The organism is Actinoplanes aureus (assembly GCF_015704865.1).
Lineage (GTDB): Bacteria > Actinomycetota > Actinomycetes > Mycobacteriales > Micromonosporaceae > Actinoplanes > Actinoplanes aureus.
This window is the reverse complement of record NZ_JADQTO010000003.1, coordinates 53,198-71,114: the sequence shown is the minus strand read 5'-3', so window position 1 is coordinate 71,114 and position 17,917 is coordinate 53,198. Positions and strand designations below refer to the sequence as shown.

At 70.9% G+C, this 17,917-nt stretch carries 15 protein-coding genes; 12 read left to right on the top strand and 3 right to left on the bottom strand.

Translation table 11 applies throughout. The features are described from left to right. Positions 1-26: 26 nt before the first annotated feature. Both I4J89_RS06245 and I4J89_RS06240 read left to right on the top strand, forming a co-directional pair. A complete protein-coding gene (locus I4J89_RS06245; protein ID WP_196412877.1) occupies positions 27-1,358 on the top strand; it encodes an aminotransferase class I/II-fold pyridoxal phosphate-dependent enzyme in 1,332 nt (443 codons plus the stop codon). A gap of 57 nt (positions 1,359-1,415) precedes the next feature. After that, complete coding sequence (locus I4J89_RS06240) at positions 1,416-1,982, top strand: Uma2 family endonuclease (protein ID WP_230858473.1); 567 nt, start codon at positions 1,416-1,418, stop codon at positions 1,980-1,982. Between the two features lies 1 nt (position 1,983). On the opposite strand, the gene I4J89_RS49330 is transcribed toward I4J89_RS06240, so the two are convergent. Beyond that, positions 1,984-4,287 carry a serine/threonine-protein kinase gene (locus I4J89_RS49330; protein WP_230858472.1) on the bottom strand — a complete coding sequence of 768 codons (2,304 nt, stop codon included), beginning with the start codon at positions 4,285-4,287 and terminating at the stop codon, positions 1,984-1,986. A gap of 617 nt (positions 4,288-4,904) precedes the next feature. Between I4J89_RS49330 and I4J89_RS06230 the strand changes: the two genes are divergently transcribed. Next, positions 4,905-5,342, top strand: a complete 438-nt coding sequence (locus tag I4J89_RS06230; protein ID WP_373688102.1) for a phage holin family protein — start codon at positions 4,905-4,907, stop codon at positions 5,340-5,342. A 787-nt stretch (positions 5,343-6,129) separates the two neighbouring features. Here I4J89_RS06230 and I4J89_RS50780 read toward each other — a convergent pair. Next, on the bottom strand, positions 6,130-6,261 hold the full coding sequence (locus tag I4J89_RS50780; protein WP_255521564.1) for a hypothetical protein: 132 nt from the start codon (positions 6,259-6,261) through the stop codon (positions 6,130-6,132). Between the two features lie 94 nt (positions 6,262-6,355). Here I4J89_RS50780 and I4J89_RS50775 point away from each other — a divergent pair, with 94 nt between their 5' ends. The 8 genes from I4J89_RS50775 to I4J89_RS06190 all read left to right on the top strand — a co-directional run bounded on the left by I4J89_RS50775 (position 6,356) and on the right by I4J89_RS06190 (position 15,437). After that, positions 6,356-7,063, top strand: a complete 708-nt coding sequence (locus tag I4J89_RS50775; RefSeq protein ID WP_196412874.1) for a DUF3618 domain-containing protein — start codon at positions 6,356-6,358, stop codon at positions 7,061-7,063. A 394-nt stretch (positions 7,064-7,457) separates the two neighbouring features. Continuing rightward, complete coding sequence (locus I4J89_RS06220; RefSeq protein ID WP_196412873.1) at positions 7,458-8,486, top strand: autoinducer 2 ABC transporter substrate-binding protein; 1,029 nt, start codon at positions 7,458-7,460, stop codon at positions 8,484-8,486. Continuing rightward, the gene (locus I4J89_RS06215; protein ID WP_196412872.1) at positions 8,486-9,991 is read left to right on the top strand and encodes a sugar ABC transporter ATP-binding protein; all 1,506 of its coding nucleotides are present in this window, start codon (positions 8,486-8,488) and stop codon (positions 9,989-9,991) included. Before I4J89_RS06220 ends, I4J89_RS06215 begins: the two co-directional genes overlap by 1 nt. Next, on the top strand, positions 9,988-10,992 hold the full coding sequence (locus I4J89_RS06210) for an ABC transporter permease (RefSeq protein WP_196412871.1): 1,005 nt from the start codon (positions 9,988-9,990) through the stop codon (positions 10,990-10,992). Before I4J89_RS06215 ends, I4J89_RS06210 begins: the two co-directional genes overlap by 4 nt. Beyond that, positions 10,989-12,047: an ABC transporter permease gene (locus tag I4J89_RS06205; RefSeq protein WP_196412870.1), complete on the top strand. Its 1,059-nt coding sequence runs from the start codon at positions 10,989-10,991 to the stop codon at positions 12,045-12,047. The genes I4J89_RS06210 and I4J89_RS06205 overlap by 4 nt, the downstream gene beginning before the upstream one ends. Beyond that, positions 12,044-13,198: an L-rhamnose isomerase gene (gene rhaI, locus I4J89_RS06200; protein WP_196412869.1), complete on the top strand. Its 1,155-nt coding sequence runs from the start codon at positions 12,044-12,046 to the stop codon at positions 13,196-13,198. The genes I4J89_RS06205 and rhaI overlap by 4 nt, the downstream gene beginning before the upstream one ends. Before the next feature lie 56 nt (positions 13,199-13,254). Continuing rightward, on the top strand, positions 13,255-13,638 hold the full coding sequence (locus I4J89_RS06195) for an Hpt domain-containing protein (protein WP_230858471.1): 384 nt from the start codon (positions 13,255-13,257) through the stop codon (positions 13,636-13,638). Positions 13,639-13,832: 194 nt separating this feature from the next. Next, positions 13,833-15,437, top strand: a complete 1,605-nt coding sequence (locus I4J89_RS06190; RefSeq protein WP_196412868.1) for a methyl-accepting chemotaxis protein — start codon at positions 13,833-13,835, stop codon at positions 15,435-15,437. Here the strand turns inward: I4J89_RS06190 and I4J89_RS06185 are convergent. Further along, on the bottom strand, positions 15,427-15,855 hold the full coding sequence (locus I4J89_RS06185) for an ATP-binding protein (protein ID WP_196412867.1): 429 nt from the start codon (positions 15,853-15,855) through the stop codon (positions 15,427-15,429). The two genes, I4J89_RS06190 and I4J89_RS06185, sit on opposite strands and share 11 nt — an antisense overlap. A gap of 103 nt (positions 15,856-15,958) precedes the next feature. On the opposite strand from I4J89_RS06185, the gene I4J89_RS06180 reads away from it, so the two are divergent. Next, positions 15,959-17,911 (top strand): ATP-binding protein, encoded by a 1,953-nt coding sequence (locus I4J89_RS06180; RefSeq protein ID WP_196412866.1) that lies wholly within the window; start codon positions 15,959-15,961, stop codon positions 17,909-17,911. Positions 17,912-17,917 lie beyond the last annotated feature (6 nt).

Below are 17,917 nucleotides of genomic sequence, written 5' to 3'. Positions count from 1 at the left end.
AATGCTTCGGTTGTACTGTCACAAAAATGTTCCAGGTGGTCAGAGAGCGGCTCCACGACCCCAGCGCTCGCGGCCTCGCCGAGGCGGTCAGCCGCGCGGTCGGCGACGGCGCGCTGGCCGGCGGCGCCAAGCTGCCCCCGGTCCGTGCCGTCGCGGCCGAGTTGCACCTGTCGCCCAGCACGGTCAACGCAGCGTGGCAGCTGCTGCGCCGGGCCGGAACCATTCGCACGGACGGCCGGCGCGGCACGGTCGTCGCCACTCCCGGCGCGGGCGGGCCGGGCCGCTACCGGGCCGCGCTGCGCCAGACCTCCGGATTCGGGCTCGACCTGTCCACCGGCGTTCCCGACCCCCGGCTGCTGCCGCCGGTCCCGGCGCTCTTCGGCCTCTCCCCCGCGCCGACCAGCTACCTCGACGAACCGGTGCTGCCCGCCCTCGGGGCACTGCTGCGCGACCGGTGGCCGTACCCACCCGAGCGCCTGGCGATCTTCGACGGGGCGATGGACGCGGTCGACCAGGTGGCGTCGGCGCTGCTGCGCCTCGGCGACCTCGCGGTGGTGGAGAACCCGTGCTTCCCGCCCCTGCTGGACCTGCTCGAGGTGCTCGGCGTCGCGGTGATCGGCGTCGGCACCGACGCCTCCGGCATGCTTCCGGATCAGCTGGCCGCCGCGCTCGGCCGGCGGCCCGCCGCCGTCTTCCTGCAACCGCGCGCCCTCAACCCCACCGGCGCGTCGTGGTCACCGTCGCGGGCGAGCGCGCTCGCTGCGGTGCTCGCGCACCACCCGGAGGTGTACGTCGTGGAGGACGACTCCGCCGGCGACCTCGCCTCCGGGCCGCTCTGCTCACTCGGCACCCACCTGCCCCGGCAGGTCGTGCACGTGCGCAGCTTCTCCAAGTCGCACGGACCGGACCTGCGGCTGGCCGCGGTCAGCGGGCCGGCCACGGTCCTCGACCCGATCCTGGAGCGGCGGCTGCTCGGCCAGGGCTGGACCAGCCGCCTGCTCCAGCACCTGCTGCTCAGCCTGCTCACCGATCCGGCGTCGATCGCCGCGGTACGCGCGGCCCGGGACGAGTACGCCCGCCGGCGTCACCTGATCACCTCCGGACTGGCAGCGGCCGGGATCGTGCTGCCGCCGGGTGAGGGGCTGAACCTCTGGCTGCCGGTGGCGGACGAGCAGGCGGCGCTGCTCAGCCTGGCCAGCGCGGGCATCGGGGCGGCGGCGGGAACAGCCTTCGCGGTGGGCCCGGGCTCCGATCCTCACCTGCGGATCACGGTGGGCCTGGTCGCGGACGACCACGCGGCGGTGGCGGCGCATCTCGCGCGAGCCGCCCAGGCGGCCGGACAGTCCATTCCCCGTTGACGCACGCCTACTAGGCATGCGACGGTGTACGGCATGAGCCCATGCGACACTCGAACGATGAGCTCGAAAAAGCTGCTGGACCGCGGCGGTCCGTGGACTGAAGAGGAGTTCCTCGCGCTCGAAGAGACGTCGACTCGCATCGAGCTGATCGATGGGAGCCTCCTGGTGAGCCCCGCGCCGCACCGGCGGCATCAAGACATCTCCGCCCGGCTTTGGCTGTCCGTGTTCGCCTCGGCCGAGGCCACAGGGCTACAAGCGAGACAGGCAGTCAACGTGCGACTGGGGCCGAGAACAATCGTGATTCCCGACCTCGTCGTCGAGAGCGCCCGCGAGGGTGGCATCGTCGAAGACGCATCAAATGTCCTGCTGGCTTGCGAGATCACCTCGCCGAGCAACGCCGCGACCGATCGCTTCGGGAAGATGCACTTCTACGCCGACGCACGAATCCCGTGGTACCTCCTCGTCGAACCGGACTTCGACGGATACAAGTCGGTCACCCTCCGGCTGTTCCGGTTGGCGGAGAAGAAGTATGTGCCGCACAAGATCGCGGAGCCCGGCGAGACGCTGACCTCGGACAAACCCTTCCCTTTCTCGATCAGCACCGACGATCTGCGCGTCTACTGAGTCAGCGAGCAGGGCGGAAGCTGTCGAAGACCAGTTGCAGGTCTTCCCGGGCCGCGTCCCATTCCGAGTCGCGGGTCTGCCAGTAGAACCCGTACGCCTTGTCGTCCGCGACCACCACACCCCGGTTGTTGACGTGCTGCCGCACCCCGCCCCGGTTGAAGGTGAACTCCCAGTCGGCGGCCTTCCGGAAATATCTCACCGGGTCGATCCGGATCTCCCGATAGCTAGGGAAGTCCCCGCGCGACACCCGATACCGCGACTGGTTCTCCCAGTCCGCCACCGGATCCGACTTCGGCTTGTCGGTCTGATCGATGCCGAGCACCCGCCCGTCGCCGCGGAAGTAGACGATCGAGCCCTCTTTCGACCGCTTCCAGCCCGCGGGCACGTACACCTCAAAGCCCGTCGCATCCCGGTAGTCGCGCCACCCGGCCGGGAGATCGGGCCGCGCGCCTGCCGCTCCCCCACTCGGCGCCGCGGTCGGCGCCGTCCCCGGCGACTTCGTTCCTTCCGGCTGGCTTTCCGGCAGCGTTGTTCCAGGCGGGTTGCTTCCAGGCGGGTTGCTTCCAGGCGGGTTGGTTCCGGGCGGCGCCACGTTCTGCGGTCCGGCGGAGCCGGTCACGTCCGGCCGCGTCCGCTGCGCGGACGGCTCATCCGGACCCCGCGCGGCCACCAGCCACACCGCCCCAGCCGCGACCAGCGCGGTCAGCGCACCCACCCCGGCAAGCGCCGCACGCCGAGTCATCCGCGGCGAAGCATCCTTTTCAGGTACGGGCAAAAGCCACGTCCCCGCCTTCCCCCGCGAGCCGTCACCGTCGCGCCCAGCGCCGTCCGCCGCCGGCTCACCCTCCCATGACCCTGCGGCCACACGACCGGTCGCGGCACCACGCCCCACCGCCCGACCGCCGGCCACATCGCGCGGCGCCGAACTACCAGCCGCCGCATCGCTGGCCGTCGCCCTACCAGCCGCAACATCATGGGCGACCGCAGCGCCAGCCGCCGCTCTACCTGCCGCCGCACCGCTAGCCGCACCACCAGCCGCCGCACCGTCGGCTGCCGCACCGTCGGCTGCCGCACCGCTGGCAGCTGTGCCGCTGGCTGCCTCATCACGTGTCGCCGCACCGTCGGTCCCAGCACTACCGGCCGTCACGTCAGCGACCGCACTGCCGGCTGCCGCACCACCGGCTGCCGCACCACCGGCTGCCGCACCATCAGTTGCCGCGCCACCGGTCGCTGCACTGCTGGCTGCCGCATTACCGGCTGCCGCGCCGCCGGCAGCCGCGCGCTTCTCCAGGGCGCCGCCCTCCCGCGGCTCGCCGTCTGCCGCCCCGCCGTCGCTGACGCCGGCCTCCGCGTCGTCGGCGGCGGCCGGCCAATCCCGCTCGCCCCCGCCTTCCAGCGAGTCCTGCTCGTTCCTGGCCGCCGGCGCGCTGGTCGGTGGCTCCGCGGCCGTCCGTTGCCGGGGTATGCGCCAGGCGGCGGGCGCGCCGTCTTCTGCCAGCTCCGCGATGATGCTCCGGAGCAGAGCCTCCGCGTCCTCGGCTCCCATCCGCTTGGCCGGGTCCTTCCGGAGCAGGCCGTCCAGCAATGGCTTCAGGGCGCCGGCCTGGCGCGGCGGGTCCGGCTCCTCGGTGGCTAGCGCGGCCAAGGTCGCCATCGTCGACGCCCGCTGGAACGGCGCGCGACCCTCCACGGCCGCGTACAGGGTCGCCCCGAGCGACCACAGGTCCGCCTCCGGACCGCCGGCCCCGAGCTGCGCCCGCTCCGGCGCCATGAACTGCGGTGACCCCACCACCACATCGGCCCGGCTGATCACGGCGTCGTCGTCGACCGCGGCGATGCCGAAGTCGCTGAGCAGTACCCGTCCGTCGTCGGCGAGCAGCACGTTGGCCGGTTTCACATCCCGGTGCTGCACCCCGACCCGGTGCGCGGCCCGCAACGCGGCCAGCAGGTCGAGCCCGATCCGAGCCGCCCGGTACGGGTCGAGAACCCCGTCCTCCTGGATGACCTGACGCAGCGAACGCGACGGCACGTACTCCATGACGATCCAGGTGCGCCCGTCCAGCTGGAGCACGTCGTACACCTGGACCACAGCGGGATGGTTGAGCCGCGCCGCGGCCCGCGCCTCCCGCAGCGTGCGCCGGGCAGCCGCGTCCCCGTCCTCGGCCGGCGGCTGGTCGATCTCCTTGACCGCGATGTCCCGTTCCAGAACCTCGTCGCGAGCCAGTCGAACCTCACCCATGCCGCCCCGGCCGAGCAGGGCACCCAGCCGGTACCGTCCGGCTAGCAACGCTGGCGCATCGGGCATGCGCCTCGTTATACCCGTCCGTCGCTCCCGTAACGCCGCCTTCGCCAGGCGACTCCAGATCGAGATACGCCGATCTTCGCCTGGCCATGCCGCAACCGCTCCCTGGCGCGACGCCCCTACCCAGCCCCGCCGGTCGGCGCCGCACCCGAGCTACCGGCATGACAGCCATGGAGAGCGCCGGCAATAAGCAGGCCATGACGGTCCCAGCGCCAACCGGGCACTGCTGCCTAGAGGGCCTCCGTCGTCAGGGTCACCAAGCGGTGATCTTGCTTGGCCCACGCTCAATGCTGCCTCGACGTCCGCCAGACAGCACCCACGTTGGGCCACGAGCCTGACCACGAAGGCTCTCTCGCCTGCCCGCGAACAGCACGCGGAGTCCGGTGCGACTGTCGCAGTGGCGACGGGCGCGCGCTCATCCTTGGCGTCGAACACGGCCGCCGCGGTGGGTTGAGCGCGGCCACCTGCATGGGCCCGGCGGTCGCGGTGGGGCCTGGCGTAGAGACGTCATCGCGGGGTAGTCCGGGGACTGTGGATCACTCGTACCCCGGAAAAGCGCAGGCGGACCGCTTAGGCCTGATTAGTGGGGGTTTGCAGGGGTACCTGATCTGCGGACAACCATGCAGGACGGAGGGACGATGACCCATACAGAGGCACGTACCGACCAGGCTTCCACCGCGCAACTGGTCAGCCAGCTGAGCGAGCAGGTGACCACGCTCGTCCGTGACGAGCTGGCCCTGGCGCGCATCGAGATGACGGAGAAGGGCAAGAAGGCCGGCAAGGGCGCCGGGCTCCTCGGCGGGGCCGGCGTGATCGCCCTCTACGGGGTGGGCGCTCTGTTCGTCACCATCGGCGCCGCGCTCGCTCTGGTCATGCCGGTGTGGGCGGCCGCCTTGATCGTGACGGTGACGCTGTTCGCGGCCGCCGGCATCGCCGGGTTGATCGGTAAGAAAGAGGTTCAGCAGGCCGTTCCGCCGGCGCCTGAGGCCGCCATGGCCAGTGGCCGGCGCGACGTCGACACGCTGATGAGCGCGGCCCGCCAGGGGAGGCGCTCATGAGCACGTCGACCAACCGGGACAGCGACGCCCCGAAGCCGGGGCCGGCTCCGCAGAATCGGACCGGTACGGCACAGGGGCGGACCGACGCGAAACCAGCTCCGCCGGGCCGAAACCGCGGCGATTCACGGCCGGGACCGGGCGGGCAGGCGAAGTCCGGGCCCGCGCCGGCGAAGCCGAACCGGGACCAGGACGCTACCCAGGGCAAGAGCCCGTCGGGCGGGTCGCAGGCCGTGAAGCCGGCCGGTGACCGATCGGACAAGCCGGGTCCGGTCGCCACACCGGCGAAACCAGCCGGTACGCCCGGCCACATTCCCGGGAGTCCGAACAACGAGGCGGCGGCCGGCCAGCAGAGCAGTCCGGCCGGCGCGATGTCCGGCCGCAGCGGCGGTGGGCAGGGGGCGTCGAGCCCGACCGGCGGTGCGGGCTCGGGTGGGATTGGCAACGCGACGTCTGGCACGCATGGTTCGGGCAGCGCGGGTACCAGCACGGCTGGCGCGGGCAGTGCGAAGCCGGCAGCCCAGGGTTCGGGTGCCACATCCACTACCTACGGTGCTGGTAGCACGAAGCCCGCCTCGCCGAGCCCAGGTGCGACATCGAGCACGCCCAGCGCCGGCGGCGCGAAGCCCGCATCGCAAGGCCTAGGTACCACATCGAGCACGCCTAGCGCCGGCGGCGCGAAGCCCGCATCGCAAGGCCCAGGTGCGCACCGTGCCGGCGGCGCGAAGCCGACCGCGCAAGGCATGGGTGCCACGTCGAGCACATACGGCACCGGCAGTGCGAAGCCAGGTCAGCATGCCGCGGGGAGCGCGAGTTCGAGTACGGCAAGCGCCGACCCGGTGATCGACAGTGAGATCAGCAGCACCAGGCCGACGAAGGGAGCCGGCAGCAGCGCTGTGGCGGGGGGTACGAGCACCGGCACGGCGCCTGCTCACGACGCGGGCCCGGCTGCCCGCAGTGGCGGCACGGGGAACAAGCCGGCGATCGGGGAGCCGGGGACCTACCTGACTACGCCCGTGCACACCGAGACCGAGATGCCGAAGAGCACGCCGCACCCGCATACCGAGGAAGGCCGTGCGGCAGCCGAGCAGGCCGCGCGCGGCGACGGGGACAAGAACAAGGACTCGGGGACCGGGCAAGGCGGCGTGGGGACGAGCCCGCTGCATGTGGCCGGATACAGCAGCGCGGGCAACGGACCGCAACAGATGGCCGAGTCCAGCAACGCGGGAAGAGGCACGCAGCCGATGGCCGGGCCTTCCCATACGGGTAGCTCCGTGAAGCCGGCCGGCGGGCATGGAAGTGCCGGAACGGCGGCGAAGCCGACGGCCGCGAGCGTTGCCGTGGACAAGGCCGCAGTGCCGGCTGCCCGCGGTGACCTGGGCAATAAGGCTGCGCCAGCTACCCGCGGTGACGGGGGCAGGAGCACGCCGGAATCCGCTGAGGAACTCAAGGCCGAGATCGAGCGGACGCGCGCCGAGATGGGTGAGACCGCCGCGGCCCTGTTCGCCAAGGCGGACGTGCCTGGGCGCATCAAGCAGTCCGCCGCGGAAACCGGTGCGCACATCGCCGAGTCCGCCACGGATACCGCCGAACGTGCGGGGGCTGCGATCGGTTCGATTCCGCGCCGGGTCTCTTCGGACCCGCAGCGCTACGCCATGATCGGCGGCGCGGTGGCCGCCGCGGCCGCCGGCATCGTGCTGATCCGCCGGTACCGGGCGCGCTGATCTCCCGTGGGTCTCGCCTCGCCGGCGAGGCCCACGGGAAGCGAGCCCCACCGGGTTGGCGGCCCGCAAGGAGGCGGCCCCGCGTAAGGACGCAGCCCTGCATGGAGGCGGCCTCTACGGAGGCCAGCCCGCAAGGAAGCCGGCCCCAGTGGAAGGCCAGCCCCGCAAGGAGGCAGGCCCACTCGGAAGGCCAAGCCCACAGGAGAGACAAGCCCTACCCGGAAGCGGCGCCCAACGCCTTGAAACGTCTCACTAGTTAACTCACCCAGATCAGGCCAATGGCGGGCAGTTCTTTCGAACCCGCCTGGGTCAACTCTTGACCCTGCGCTAACGGCCTCGTAACGTGAGTCACACCTCGGCTAGAACGTTTCAAGAATCCTCAACAGGAGGCGTCATGCGCCCTCGGTTCGCTGCTGCTGTCGCCCTCACCGCGACGGCCGCCATAGCTCTCACCGGTTGCACCAAGAAGAACGAAACTGACACGGCCGGCGGAACCGACGCCGGCAGCAAGACCTACAAGGTGGCCTTCGTCCCGAAGCTGCAGGGTGTCCCCTACTTCGAGGCGATGAACGCCGGCGGCAAGGAAGCCGCCGCCGCGCTCGGCAACGTCGAGTGGCTCTACCAGGGCCCGACCCAGGCCGACGCCGCCGCGCAGGCCGACATCGTGCGGTCCTACATCCAGCAAAAGGTCGACGCCCTGATCGTCGCGCCGAACGACCCGGACTCGATGGCACCGCTGCTCCAGCAGGCCAAGGACGCCGGCATCCACGTCGCCACCGCCGACACCGACGCGCCGAGCAGTGTCCGTGAGGTCTTCGTCAACCAGGCCACCGCCGAGGGCATCGGCCAGGGCCTGACCGATGCGCTGCTCAAGGCGATGGGCGGCAAGGGCAAGTACGCGATCGTCTCCTGCGGCCAGACCGCGGAGAACCTGAACTCGTGGATCGAGGTGCAGAAGGCGTACACCAAGGAGAAGTACCCGGAGGCCCAGATCGTCGACATCGTCTACGCCGGTGAGGACCAGGCGAAGGCGACGCAGATGGCGACCGACCTGATGAACGCGCACCCGGACCTGACCGGCCTGGTCGGCGAGTGCACGTCGAGTGCGCCTGGTGTGGCGCAGGCGGTCAAGGACGCCGGCAAGATCGGCAAGGTCTTCACCGTCGGCCTGGGCACCCCGCAGGCGATGAAGCCGTACCTGCAGGACAAGTCGTCGACCGCCGCGATCCTCTGGGACGTGGAGAACCTCGGCTACCTGACCGCGTGGGCCGGCGCCCAGATCGCCCAGGGCAAGCCGTTCGCCGCCACCAACAACGTCTCCAGCGAGCTGTCCGCGGTGGAGTACACCGAGGCCGACAAGATGCTGCTCCTCGGCCCGGCGCTGGCGATCACCGACCAGAACGTCGACCAGTTCAACTACTGATGGCCGACAAAAACGAAACCCCGAGACTGCGCCTTACCGCTGTCAGCAAGCGGTTCGGCGCGGTCCGGGCCATTCAGCACGGCGATTTCACGGTACGGGCGGGCAAGGTCCACGCTCTCGTCGGTGAGAACGGCGCCGGCAAGTCCACGATGATCAAAATCATCTCGGGGGCGGAGCAGGCCGACACGGGCGACGTCGAGTGGGACGGCGCCCCGGTGCGGATCAGCTCCACCACCGACGCGATCGCCCTCGGTATCGCCACCGTCTACCAGGAGCCGCAGCTCTTCGCCGAGCTCACCGTCGCGGAGAACATCTTCCTCGGCAAGGAGCTCAAGAAGGGCGGACGGGTCGACTGGAACGCGCAGAACGAGCGGGTGGTCGAGCTCCTCGAAGTGCTCGGCCTCCCGGCGAAGTACGCGACCGCCACCGTCGGCGACCTGTCGATCGCCGAGCAGCAGCAGGTCTCGATCGCGAAGGCCCTCTCCGGCGACGCGAAGGTGCTGATCCTCGACGAGCCGTCGGCGATCCTCACCGACGCCGAGATCGAGGTGCTGTTCGACGTGGTCCGGCGGCTCACCGCCTCCGGTGTCGCGGTCATCTACATCTCACACCGCCTCGACGAGCTGTTCCGGATCGCCGACGAGGTGACGGTCATGCGCGACGGTCGCACGATTGGGACGTACCCCATCGGTGATCTGAGCGTGCGGCAGATCGCCCACCTGATGGTGGGTGAAGAGCTCTCCGACACGCGGCCGCATCGGGAGGTCCCGGAGGGACCGGCCGTGCTGGAGCTGCGCGGCCTGACCCGCGCCGGCAAGTTCCGCGACGTCGACGTTTCCGTGAAAAAAGGGGAGATAGTCGCGCTGTACGGGCTGGTCGGCAGCGGTGTCTCGGAGATCGCCGCCTGCGTCTACGGCATCGACCGGGCGACCGGCGGCGAGTTGAAGCTGAACGGCGCCACCGAGACGCTGAAGTCCCCGCAGGACGCGCAGAAGAAGGGCGTCGCGCTGCTCCCGGCGAACCGCAAGGTGGAGGGAATGTTCGGCTTCCAGTCGATCGCCTTCAACATCAGCGCCGGTCACCTGAAGCTGCTCTCCCGGTTCGGCATGTTCGTCGACCGGGCCCGGGAGACCAAGGTCGCGACCAGCCTGATCAAGCGGCTCGCGGTGAAGACGCCGAGTGAGCGGCAGCCGGTCAACGCGATGTCCGGCGGCAACGCGCAGAAGGTGGTTCTGGCCCGGCAGCTGGTGGAGCGCCCGAAGGTGCTGATCCTGGCCGAACCGACCCAGGGTGTCGACGTCGGCGCCAAGGAGGAGATCCACCGGCTCATCACCGAGCTCGCCGAGGAGGGCACCGCGGTGCTCGTGGTCACCTCGGACCTGCCGGAGGCGCTGCGCATCGCCGACCGCATCCAGGTGGTGCGCGGCGGGACCACGACCGAGGAGTTCGGCCCGGACGCCAAGCAGGTCGACCTGCTGGCGGCGGCCGCGGGAGGAAGCGAATGAGCGTCACGACGGCGGAGAAGCCCGCCGTGCGAACCACCAAGGTTCTCCCTTCCCCGGTCACCGGCCAGGAGATCGTGCTGGTCGGCGTGATCGCGATCCTCTGGGTCGCGCTCTGGGTCAGCACGCCGGCGTTCATGACCGCCGGCTCGATCCAGCCGCTGCTGGTGGCGACCGCGCCGGTGGCGCTGGTCGGCGTCGGCATGACCATCGTGATCATCACGGGCGGCATCGACGTGTCGGTCGGCGCGGCCATCATGGTGTGCTCGGTGCTGACCGCGAAACTGCTGGTCGACGCCGAGGTCAACCTGGGCGTCGCGGTGATCGTCTCGGTCGCGGCCGGCGGCCTGCTCGGCCTCGTCAACGGCGTGCTCATCGCGTACGGCCGGGTCCACGCGATCATCATCACCTTCGGTACGGCGAACCTGTTCCTCTTCCTGGGCCTGCAGATCTTCGGCTCCGGAACGGTGAACGGGATCCCCGGAACCCTCGCGTTCTTCGGGCGCGGCCAGGACGGGCGGACCTTCGGCGTACCGCACGCCTTCCTGATCACGCTGCTGATCACCGCGGCGGCCTGGTGGTACCTGCGGCACACCGCGGGCGGCCGGCACTTCTTCGCCATCGGCGGCGACGCGCAGGCGGCGCGGCTCGCGGGCGTACGCGTACAGCGCCGTGTCCTGCTCGCTTACGTGCTGACCGGCCTGCTCGTCGGCCTCGCGTCCTGCTTCGTGATCGCGCAGGGCACGTCCACGCTCGACCAGTCGGTCGGCTCCGGCAAGGAACTGGCCGTGATCGCGGCCGTCGTCATCGGCGGCACCTCGATCATGGGCGGCCGGGGTTCGGTCCTCGGCACCCTGCTCGGCGCCCTGCTGGTCCAGTCGGTCGCCTCCGGTGTCACCCAGCTGGGCTGGAGTTCCCAGCTCTCCGACCTGTTCGTCGGCATCTTCATCATCGTGGCGGTCGGTGCCGACCTGCTGCGCGCGCGGGCGAGGAGGTCACGGTGACCGCTACAGCAGAACGAGTCCGGCAAAGACCGGATGTCGCGAGAATCCTCCTCACCCAGCGAATCCCGCTCCTCGCGGTACTCATCGTGCTGGTCGTCGTCACGTTCTTCATCAACGACGCGGGCGGCTACCTGACCGCGCCGTACGACTTCGACTACATGTCCGCGGCGCTGATCAACGCGGTGCCCCTGGCCATGCTGGGTCTCGCCGAGCTGCTGGTGATCCTCTCCGGCCGCGGCGGCATCGACCTGAGCGTCGGCGCCATCGTGAGCCTGTCCGGCATGGTGTTCGGGTTCGCGTACGGCGAGTGGGCCTGGCCGCTGTGGCTGGCGATCCTGGCCACCGCCGGGTTCGGCGCGCTGTGCGGTGCGGTCAACGGGTTCCTGGTGTCCTACATCGGGTTCCCGGCGCTGATCGCGACGCTCGCGACGTTCTACGCGTACAAGTCGATCGCCATCGTGATCAACAACCAGCAGCCGATCAGCACCCCGCCGATCCAGGACCTGTTCTCGCTGAGCAAGTCGGTGGAACTGCCGCTGTTCGGGCAGTACATCCCGGACGTACCCCTCGGGATCTTCACCTTCCTGCTGCCCACGGTCGTGGCGGTCTGGCTGCTGCTGGCCCGGACCGCGTACGGCCGGCGGCTCTATGCCATCGGCACCAACGACGTGGCGGCGCGCTGGTCCGGTCTCCCCGTGCGGGACACGCGCTTCAAGGCGTACGTCTATGCGGGTTTGATCTCCGGCCTGGTGGCCGTGGTGACCGTCGCGCAGTTCGCCTCCGCCCGCCCGGACGCGGGCGTCTCGGGCAGCGGCATGGCCCTGCCCGCCATCACCATCGCCGTGCTCGGCGGCGTGGCGATCACCGGCGGCATCGGCCGGGTGGCCGGCGTCGTGCTCGCCACTCTCCTCATCGTCTGGCTCAACGCCGGCATCCTGCTCGCCTTCGTCGGCAACGAGGGCGGGCAGTACCAGCTCCTCGCCCTGGGCACGGTCCTCGTCTTCGCGGCCCTGCTGAACGGGCTTACCAACCGACGGTACGGAGGTACCTCATGACCCGCCTCGACGAACTGGACGACTTCACTGTCGAGGTCCCCAGCTGGGCGTACGGGAACTCGGGCACCCGGTTCAAGGTGTTCGCCCGGCCCGGCGTGCCCCGCGACCCGTACGAGAAGCTCTCCGACGCCGCGCAGGTGCACCGCCTCACCGGGCTCGCCCCGCGGGTCTCGCTGCACATCCCGTGGGACCTGGTCGACGACTGGACGGACCTGCGGGCGCACGCCGAGAAGCTCGGCGTCAAGATCGGCGCGATCAACTCGAACCTGTTCCAGGAGGACGACTACCGGCTCGGCTCGCTGTGCCACCCGGACTCCACGATCCGCCGCAAGGCCGTCCAGCACCACCTGCGGTGCCTGGACGTGATGCGGCAGACCGGCTCGACCGACCTGAAGATCTGGCTGCCGGACGGGCTGAACTACGCCGGGCAGGACTCGCTGCGGGGCCGGCAGGACCGGCTCGCCGAGTCGCTGCGGGAGATCTACGACGCGCTCGACGACGATCATCGGATCCTGCTCGAGTACAAGTTCTTCGAGCCGCACTTCTACAGCATGGACATCCCGGACTGGGGCACCTCGCTGGTGCACTGCCTGGCCCTGGGCGACAAGGCGACGGTCGTGCTGGACACCGGCCACCACGCGCCGGGCACCAACATCGAGTTCATCGTGATGCAGCTGCTGCGGGTGAACAAGCTCGGCGCGTTCGACTTCAACTCGCGGTTCTACGCCGACGACGACCTGATCGTCGGCTCGGCGGACCCGTTCCAGCTCTTCCGGATCATGGCGGAGATCGTCGGGGTGGACGCGCACCGGCCGGCGTCGAAGGTCAACTTCATGCTCGACCAGTGCCACAACATCGAGGAGAAGATCCCGGGCCAGATCCGGTCGGTGCTCAACGTCGAACAGGCCCTGGCCAAGGCGCTGCTGGTGGACCAGGACGCGCTCGCCGCCGCGCAGCGCTCCGGTGACGTGCTCGGTGCGCACGCGGTGCTGATGGACGCGTACGAGACCGACGTCCGGACCGTTCTCGCGGACCGGCGTGAGGCGCGCGGCCTGCCGCGCGACCCGGTGGCGGCGTTCGCGGCCTCGGGGTACGCGGACACGGTCGCGGCCGCCCGGGTCGGTGGCCAGCAGGCGGGCTGGGGCGCCTGAGCCCCTCTCCTGCGAAGTCGGTGCGCCGGGTCGGGTCCCGGCGCACCATGGTCGGCATGGACGGGGATGACGAGAGCCGGGTGGCCGCCGTCCGCGCCCGCATCGCCGACCTGTTCGGGGACGAGCCGACACCGGCCGAGATCGCCCTGATCCGGCGGTTGCTGCGCTCGTTCGAGGACCGGACCGCGGCCACCGCCGGCACGCTGATCGGACTGCTGGACGACGGCGATCCCGGCCTGGTCCGCGATCAGGCACACGCGCTCAAGGGCTCGGCCGCGAACATCGGCGCGACCGCCCTCGCCGGCCTCTGCGCGGCGGTGGAGGATGAGGCCCGGGCCGGGACGGTCGCCGACCCGGCGGCCACCGCCGATCGGGTACGCGCCGAGGTGGCCGGCGCGCTGCGGGCGGTGTCCGTGACCGCCGCCGAGTTCGAGATCTGATCCGCCGGGACTCCTCAACAGCCGTCACGAACAGCCGGCCGGGCAGGCCGCCGGGCACCTCTCGGCGATCCGCGACCGGCTGCTGCCGGCCGGCACACTGCTGCTGACTTTGCCCGAAATGTGTCCTGCCGCTCAGTCTCGCTCGGTCTCCGCCGATCGATAGGGAGAAAGGCCGTTCTGAGCGGGGAGTGTCGATGGCGATTCTGCGACGGCTTCGGCTGGCCGGGCGGCTCGGTGTCGCGTTCACGGCGGTGCTCGTGCTGCTCGGTGTGGCCGTCGGGGTCGGTGCGGTCGGGCTGAACCACCAGTCCGAGTCGGCCGGCCGCCTGCGTACGCTGCTGCACCTGATGCACCAGGTCGACGAGCAGAAGTTCTACAACGCCGACATCTCCGGCTGGCAGCTCGCGTACGCCTGGGACGTGTACCGGCTCGACCCGAAGACTGCGGTGGATCCGGCGAACCCCAACCGGGCCGGCTTCCTCACCGACGTCGACCTGCTCAAGAAGCTGCTGGCGGAGACCGACGTATCCGCCATGACGACAGCCGAGCGGGCCGTCTTCGAAGACCTGCGCACGCGCTGGGATGACTTCCTGAAGGCCGACGAGCAGATCGCCGCCCTGTACGCCGCCGGGCAGGTGAAGGAGGGCAACGCCCTGCTGCTCGGCAACAGCTACGACCTGTACTTCAAGATCGTGGAGGGTACGAACCAGCTGATCGCCTCGGTCACCCAGCGGGCCGACGCGGCCGCCCAGGAGGCCCGGGACGAGGCGGCGTCCGTACGCAACACGATGATCGTGGTGTTCGTCCTCGCGGCGGCGGCCGCGCTGCTCTTCACGATCGCGGTGACCCGCAGCGTGGTCCGCCCGGCCGACCAGCTGGTCAGGGCGCTTCAGGGCATGGCCCGCGGCGACCTGACGATCCGGGTCGACACCACCGGCACCGACGAGATGGCGGCCATGGGACGGGCGGTCGGTGATGCGATCACCGGTGTCCGGGCGACGGTCGTCGAGATCATGGAGGACGGCAACCGCCTGAACGAGGCCTCCCAGACCATGCACCAGGTCAGCCGGCAGATCGACAGCGCGATCGCCGAGGCCGACCAGCAGGCCGGTCTCGCCGCGACCGGCGCCGCCGGGGTCTCCGGCAACGTGCACACGGTGGCCGCCGGCTCCGACGAGATGGGCTCGGCGATCGTCGAGATCTCCCGCAACGCCGCCGACGCCGCGCAGGTCGCCTCGGACGCGGTCGGCGCGGCCCGCTCCACCAGCGAGACGATCAACCGGCTCGGTGAGTCGTCGGCGCAGATCGGTGACGTGGTCGGCGTGATCACCCAGATCGCGGCGCAGACCAATCTGCTCGCGCTCAACGCCACCATCGAGGCGGCCCGGGCCGGCGAGTCCGGCAAGGGTTTCGCCGTGGTGGCGAGCGAGGTGAAGGACCTGGCCCAGGAGACCGCCCGGGCCACCGAGCAGATCTCCCAGCAGATCGCCGCCATCCAGGCGGAGACCGGTCAGGCGGTGACCGCGATCGACGAGATCAGCCGGATCATCGAGCAGATCAGCGACTACCAGACCACGATCGCCTCGGCGGTGGAGGAGCAGAGCGCGACGACGGCCGAGATGAACCGCGGGGTGACCGAGGCCGCGAACGGCGTCACTGACATCGCGAACAACATCGCCAGCGTCGCGCACAGCACCGCCGCCAGCCGCGAGGCCGTCGGTCAGGCCGCCCGGACCGCGCAGGACGTGCAGGAGCTGGCCGACCGGCTGCGGGCCGCGGCACAACGCTTCACGGTCTGAGCATCCCCCGCGCGCTTACCGACTCACCGGTACGAACGCCGGGGCACGGGACCAGTTCGACCAGGACCCGCTTGCCACCCTGGTGGTTCTGCACCGTCCACCCCGCCGACAGCGCCTCGATCAGGGCGATACCCCGCCCGCCCACGCCGTCCGGGTCACGCCGGCGCGGCACCACCGACGAGCCGTCGGCGACCGAGACCACCACCCGCTCGTCGTGCGCCTCCAGGCGCAGGGCGAGACATCCTCCGCCGTGCCGGACCGCGTTCGTGACCAGCTCGCTGACCACCACGGCAGCGGCGTCGAGCCAGTCCGTGTCCCGGAAACCCCAGCCCGCGAGCACCGCCGTGACGGCGTGGCGGGCCGCGGCGGGTGCCTCCCGCGAGAGCGGGACGTCCAGTTGGGCGGTCAGAGCGCTCATGTAGAAACCCCAAGAGTCGCCGATGTGGCGGCCGGACAATACCCCGACCCCGGCAACGGGGAAACGCCACCGGCCGGAATGTCTGCTTTCGTAGGATTTACCTATGGCAGCGGTGCTCGTCGTCGAGGACAACCCGGAACACCAGGCGGTCATCGCCGAGGTGGTCCGCCGGCTGGGCCACGATGTCACCGTCGCCAGTGACGGGCTGGCCGGGCTGGCCGCCGCCCTGGCCCACCGCCCGGACCTGGTGGTCGCCGACGTCGACATGCCACACCTGGACGGCATCCGGATGTGCCGGGCCCTGCGCGACGACCCGGGAACGGCCGGGGTACCGGTGGTGCTGGTCACCGCGTACCTGCTGCCCGGCGACGCCCTGCTCACCGGCGCCGAGCCGGCCGCGATCGTACCGAAGCCGTTCCGGGTCCGGGAGCTCACCGAGACCCTGCGCGCCTGCCTGGAAACCCTGACACCGCCGGCGTCGGAGCCTGCCACGCACCACACCGCCTTCGTCGAGGCGATGCTGCACAGCCTGGACACCGGCGTGGTGGCCTGCGACCTCGACGGCCGGCCGCTGGTGGTCAACCAGGCGGTCCGGGACTTCTTCGGCGAGGACGCCCGGCACATCCCGGTGCACAACTGGATCTCCCATTTCGGGCTGAGCCGCTCCGACGGCAGCCCGCTCCAACTCGACGAGCTGCCGTTGCGCCGTGCGCTGCGCGGCGAGGAGGTACGCCACGCCGACATGCGCGCGTACGACCGGCATCACCGGCCGCACTGGTTCGCGGTGAACGCGCGGCCCATGCGGGACGCCGCCGGAGTCGTGCTCGGCGCGGTCGCCGCGGTACACGACGTCACCGTCGACCACCACCAGCATCAGTACCAGCGCTGCAAGAGCAAGGTGCTCAGGGCCCTGGTGCACGCCCCGGACACGACACGCGCCGCCGAGGCGGTGCTCGGCGCGATCGGCGGCGAGCTGGGCTGGCCGTACCTGCGGATGTGGCTGGTCGACGAGGTCACCGACCGGCTCCGGCCGGCCGGCACCCACACCGAGCCGGGCGTCGCCCCGATGGTGCTGCCGTCCTCGTTCGAGCGCGGCGCCGGGCTGGCCGGCGTCTGCTGGGCACGCAACGAGATCGTCTGGGTGCCGGACATCCACGCCGCGGACTCACCGGTGCTGCCCGCGGTGGCCGCCTCCAGCGCCTACCGGGCGGCGGGCGCGGTGCCGGTACGCAGCGCGGACAAGGTCGTCGGCGTCCTCACCTTCTTCACCCACGAGCATCAGGAGCCGGAACCCGCCCTGGCGACGCTGCTCACCGGCATCTCCGGGCACATCGGGGCGTACCTGGAACGCCGCCGCGCCGAGGAACTGGCCAACCAGCTGGCCGCCAGCATCGGCGAGTACGTCGCCCTGGTCGGACACGAGCTGCGCACACCACTGACCTCGATCGGCACCTACACCGACCTGATCGCCGAGTCCGGCGACGACACCACCATCGGCGAGGTACGCGACCTGCTCGCCGTGATCGAACGCAACAACGCCCGGCTACGCACCCTGGTGGAACGGCTGCTCGACCTCGCCGCCCTGGAGTCCGGTCACGCCCAGCTCACCGTCGCCGCCGTGGACCTGGTCGCGGTGGTCGCGGCCACCGTCGCCGAAGCCGGAGCCGGGGAGCCGGGCCCGGCCATCCACACCGAACTGCCGGGCCAGCTGATCGTCCCCGGCGATCCGGTCCGGCTGCGCCAGGTCGCCGAGAACCTGATCAGCAACGCGGTCAAGTACAGCCCCGCCGACTCGACCGTCGAGGTCAGCCTGACCACCGCCGAGGACACCGCGGTGCTCACCGTGACCGACGCCGGCATGGGGATCCCCGCCGGCGAACGCGACCGGCTCTTCGCCCGCCTCTACCGGGCCAGCAACGCCCGGCACAGCGGCATCCCCGGCACCGGCCTCGGCCTGTCGCTGACCCGCCTCATCGTCGGCCTGCACGGCGGCACGATCAGCCTGCGCGAGGGTGAGCGGGGCGGCACGGTCGCGACCGTACGCCTACCCCTCTGACCGCCA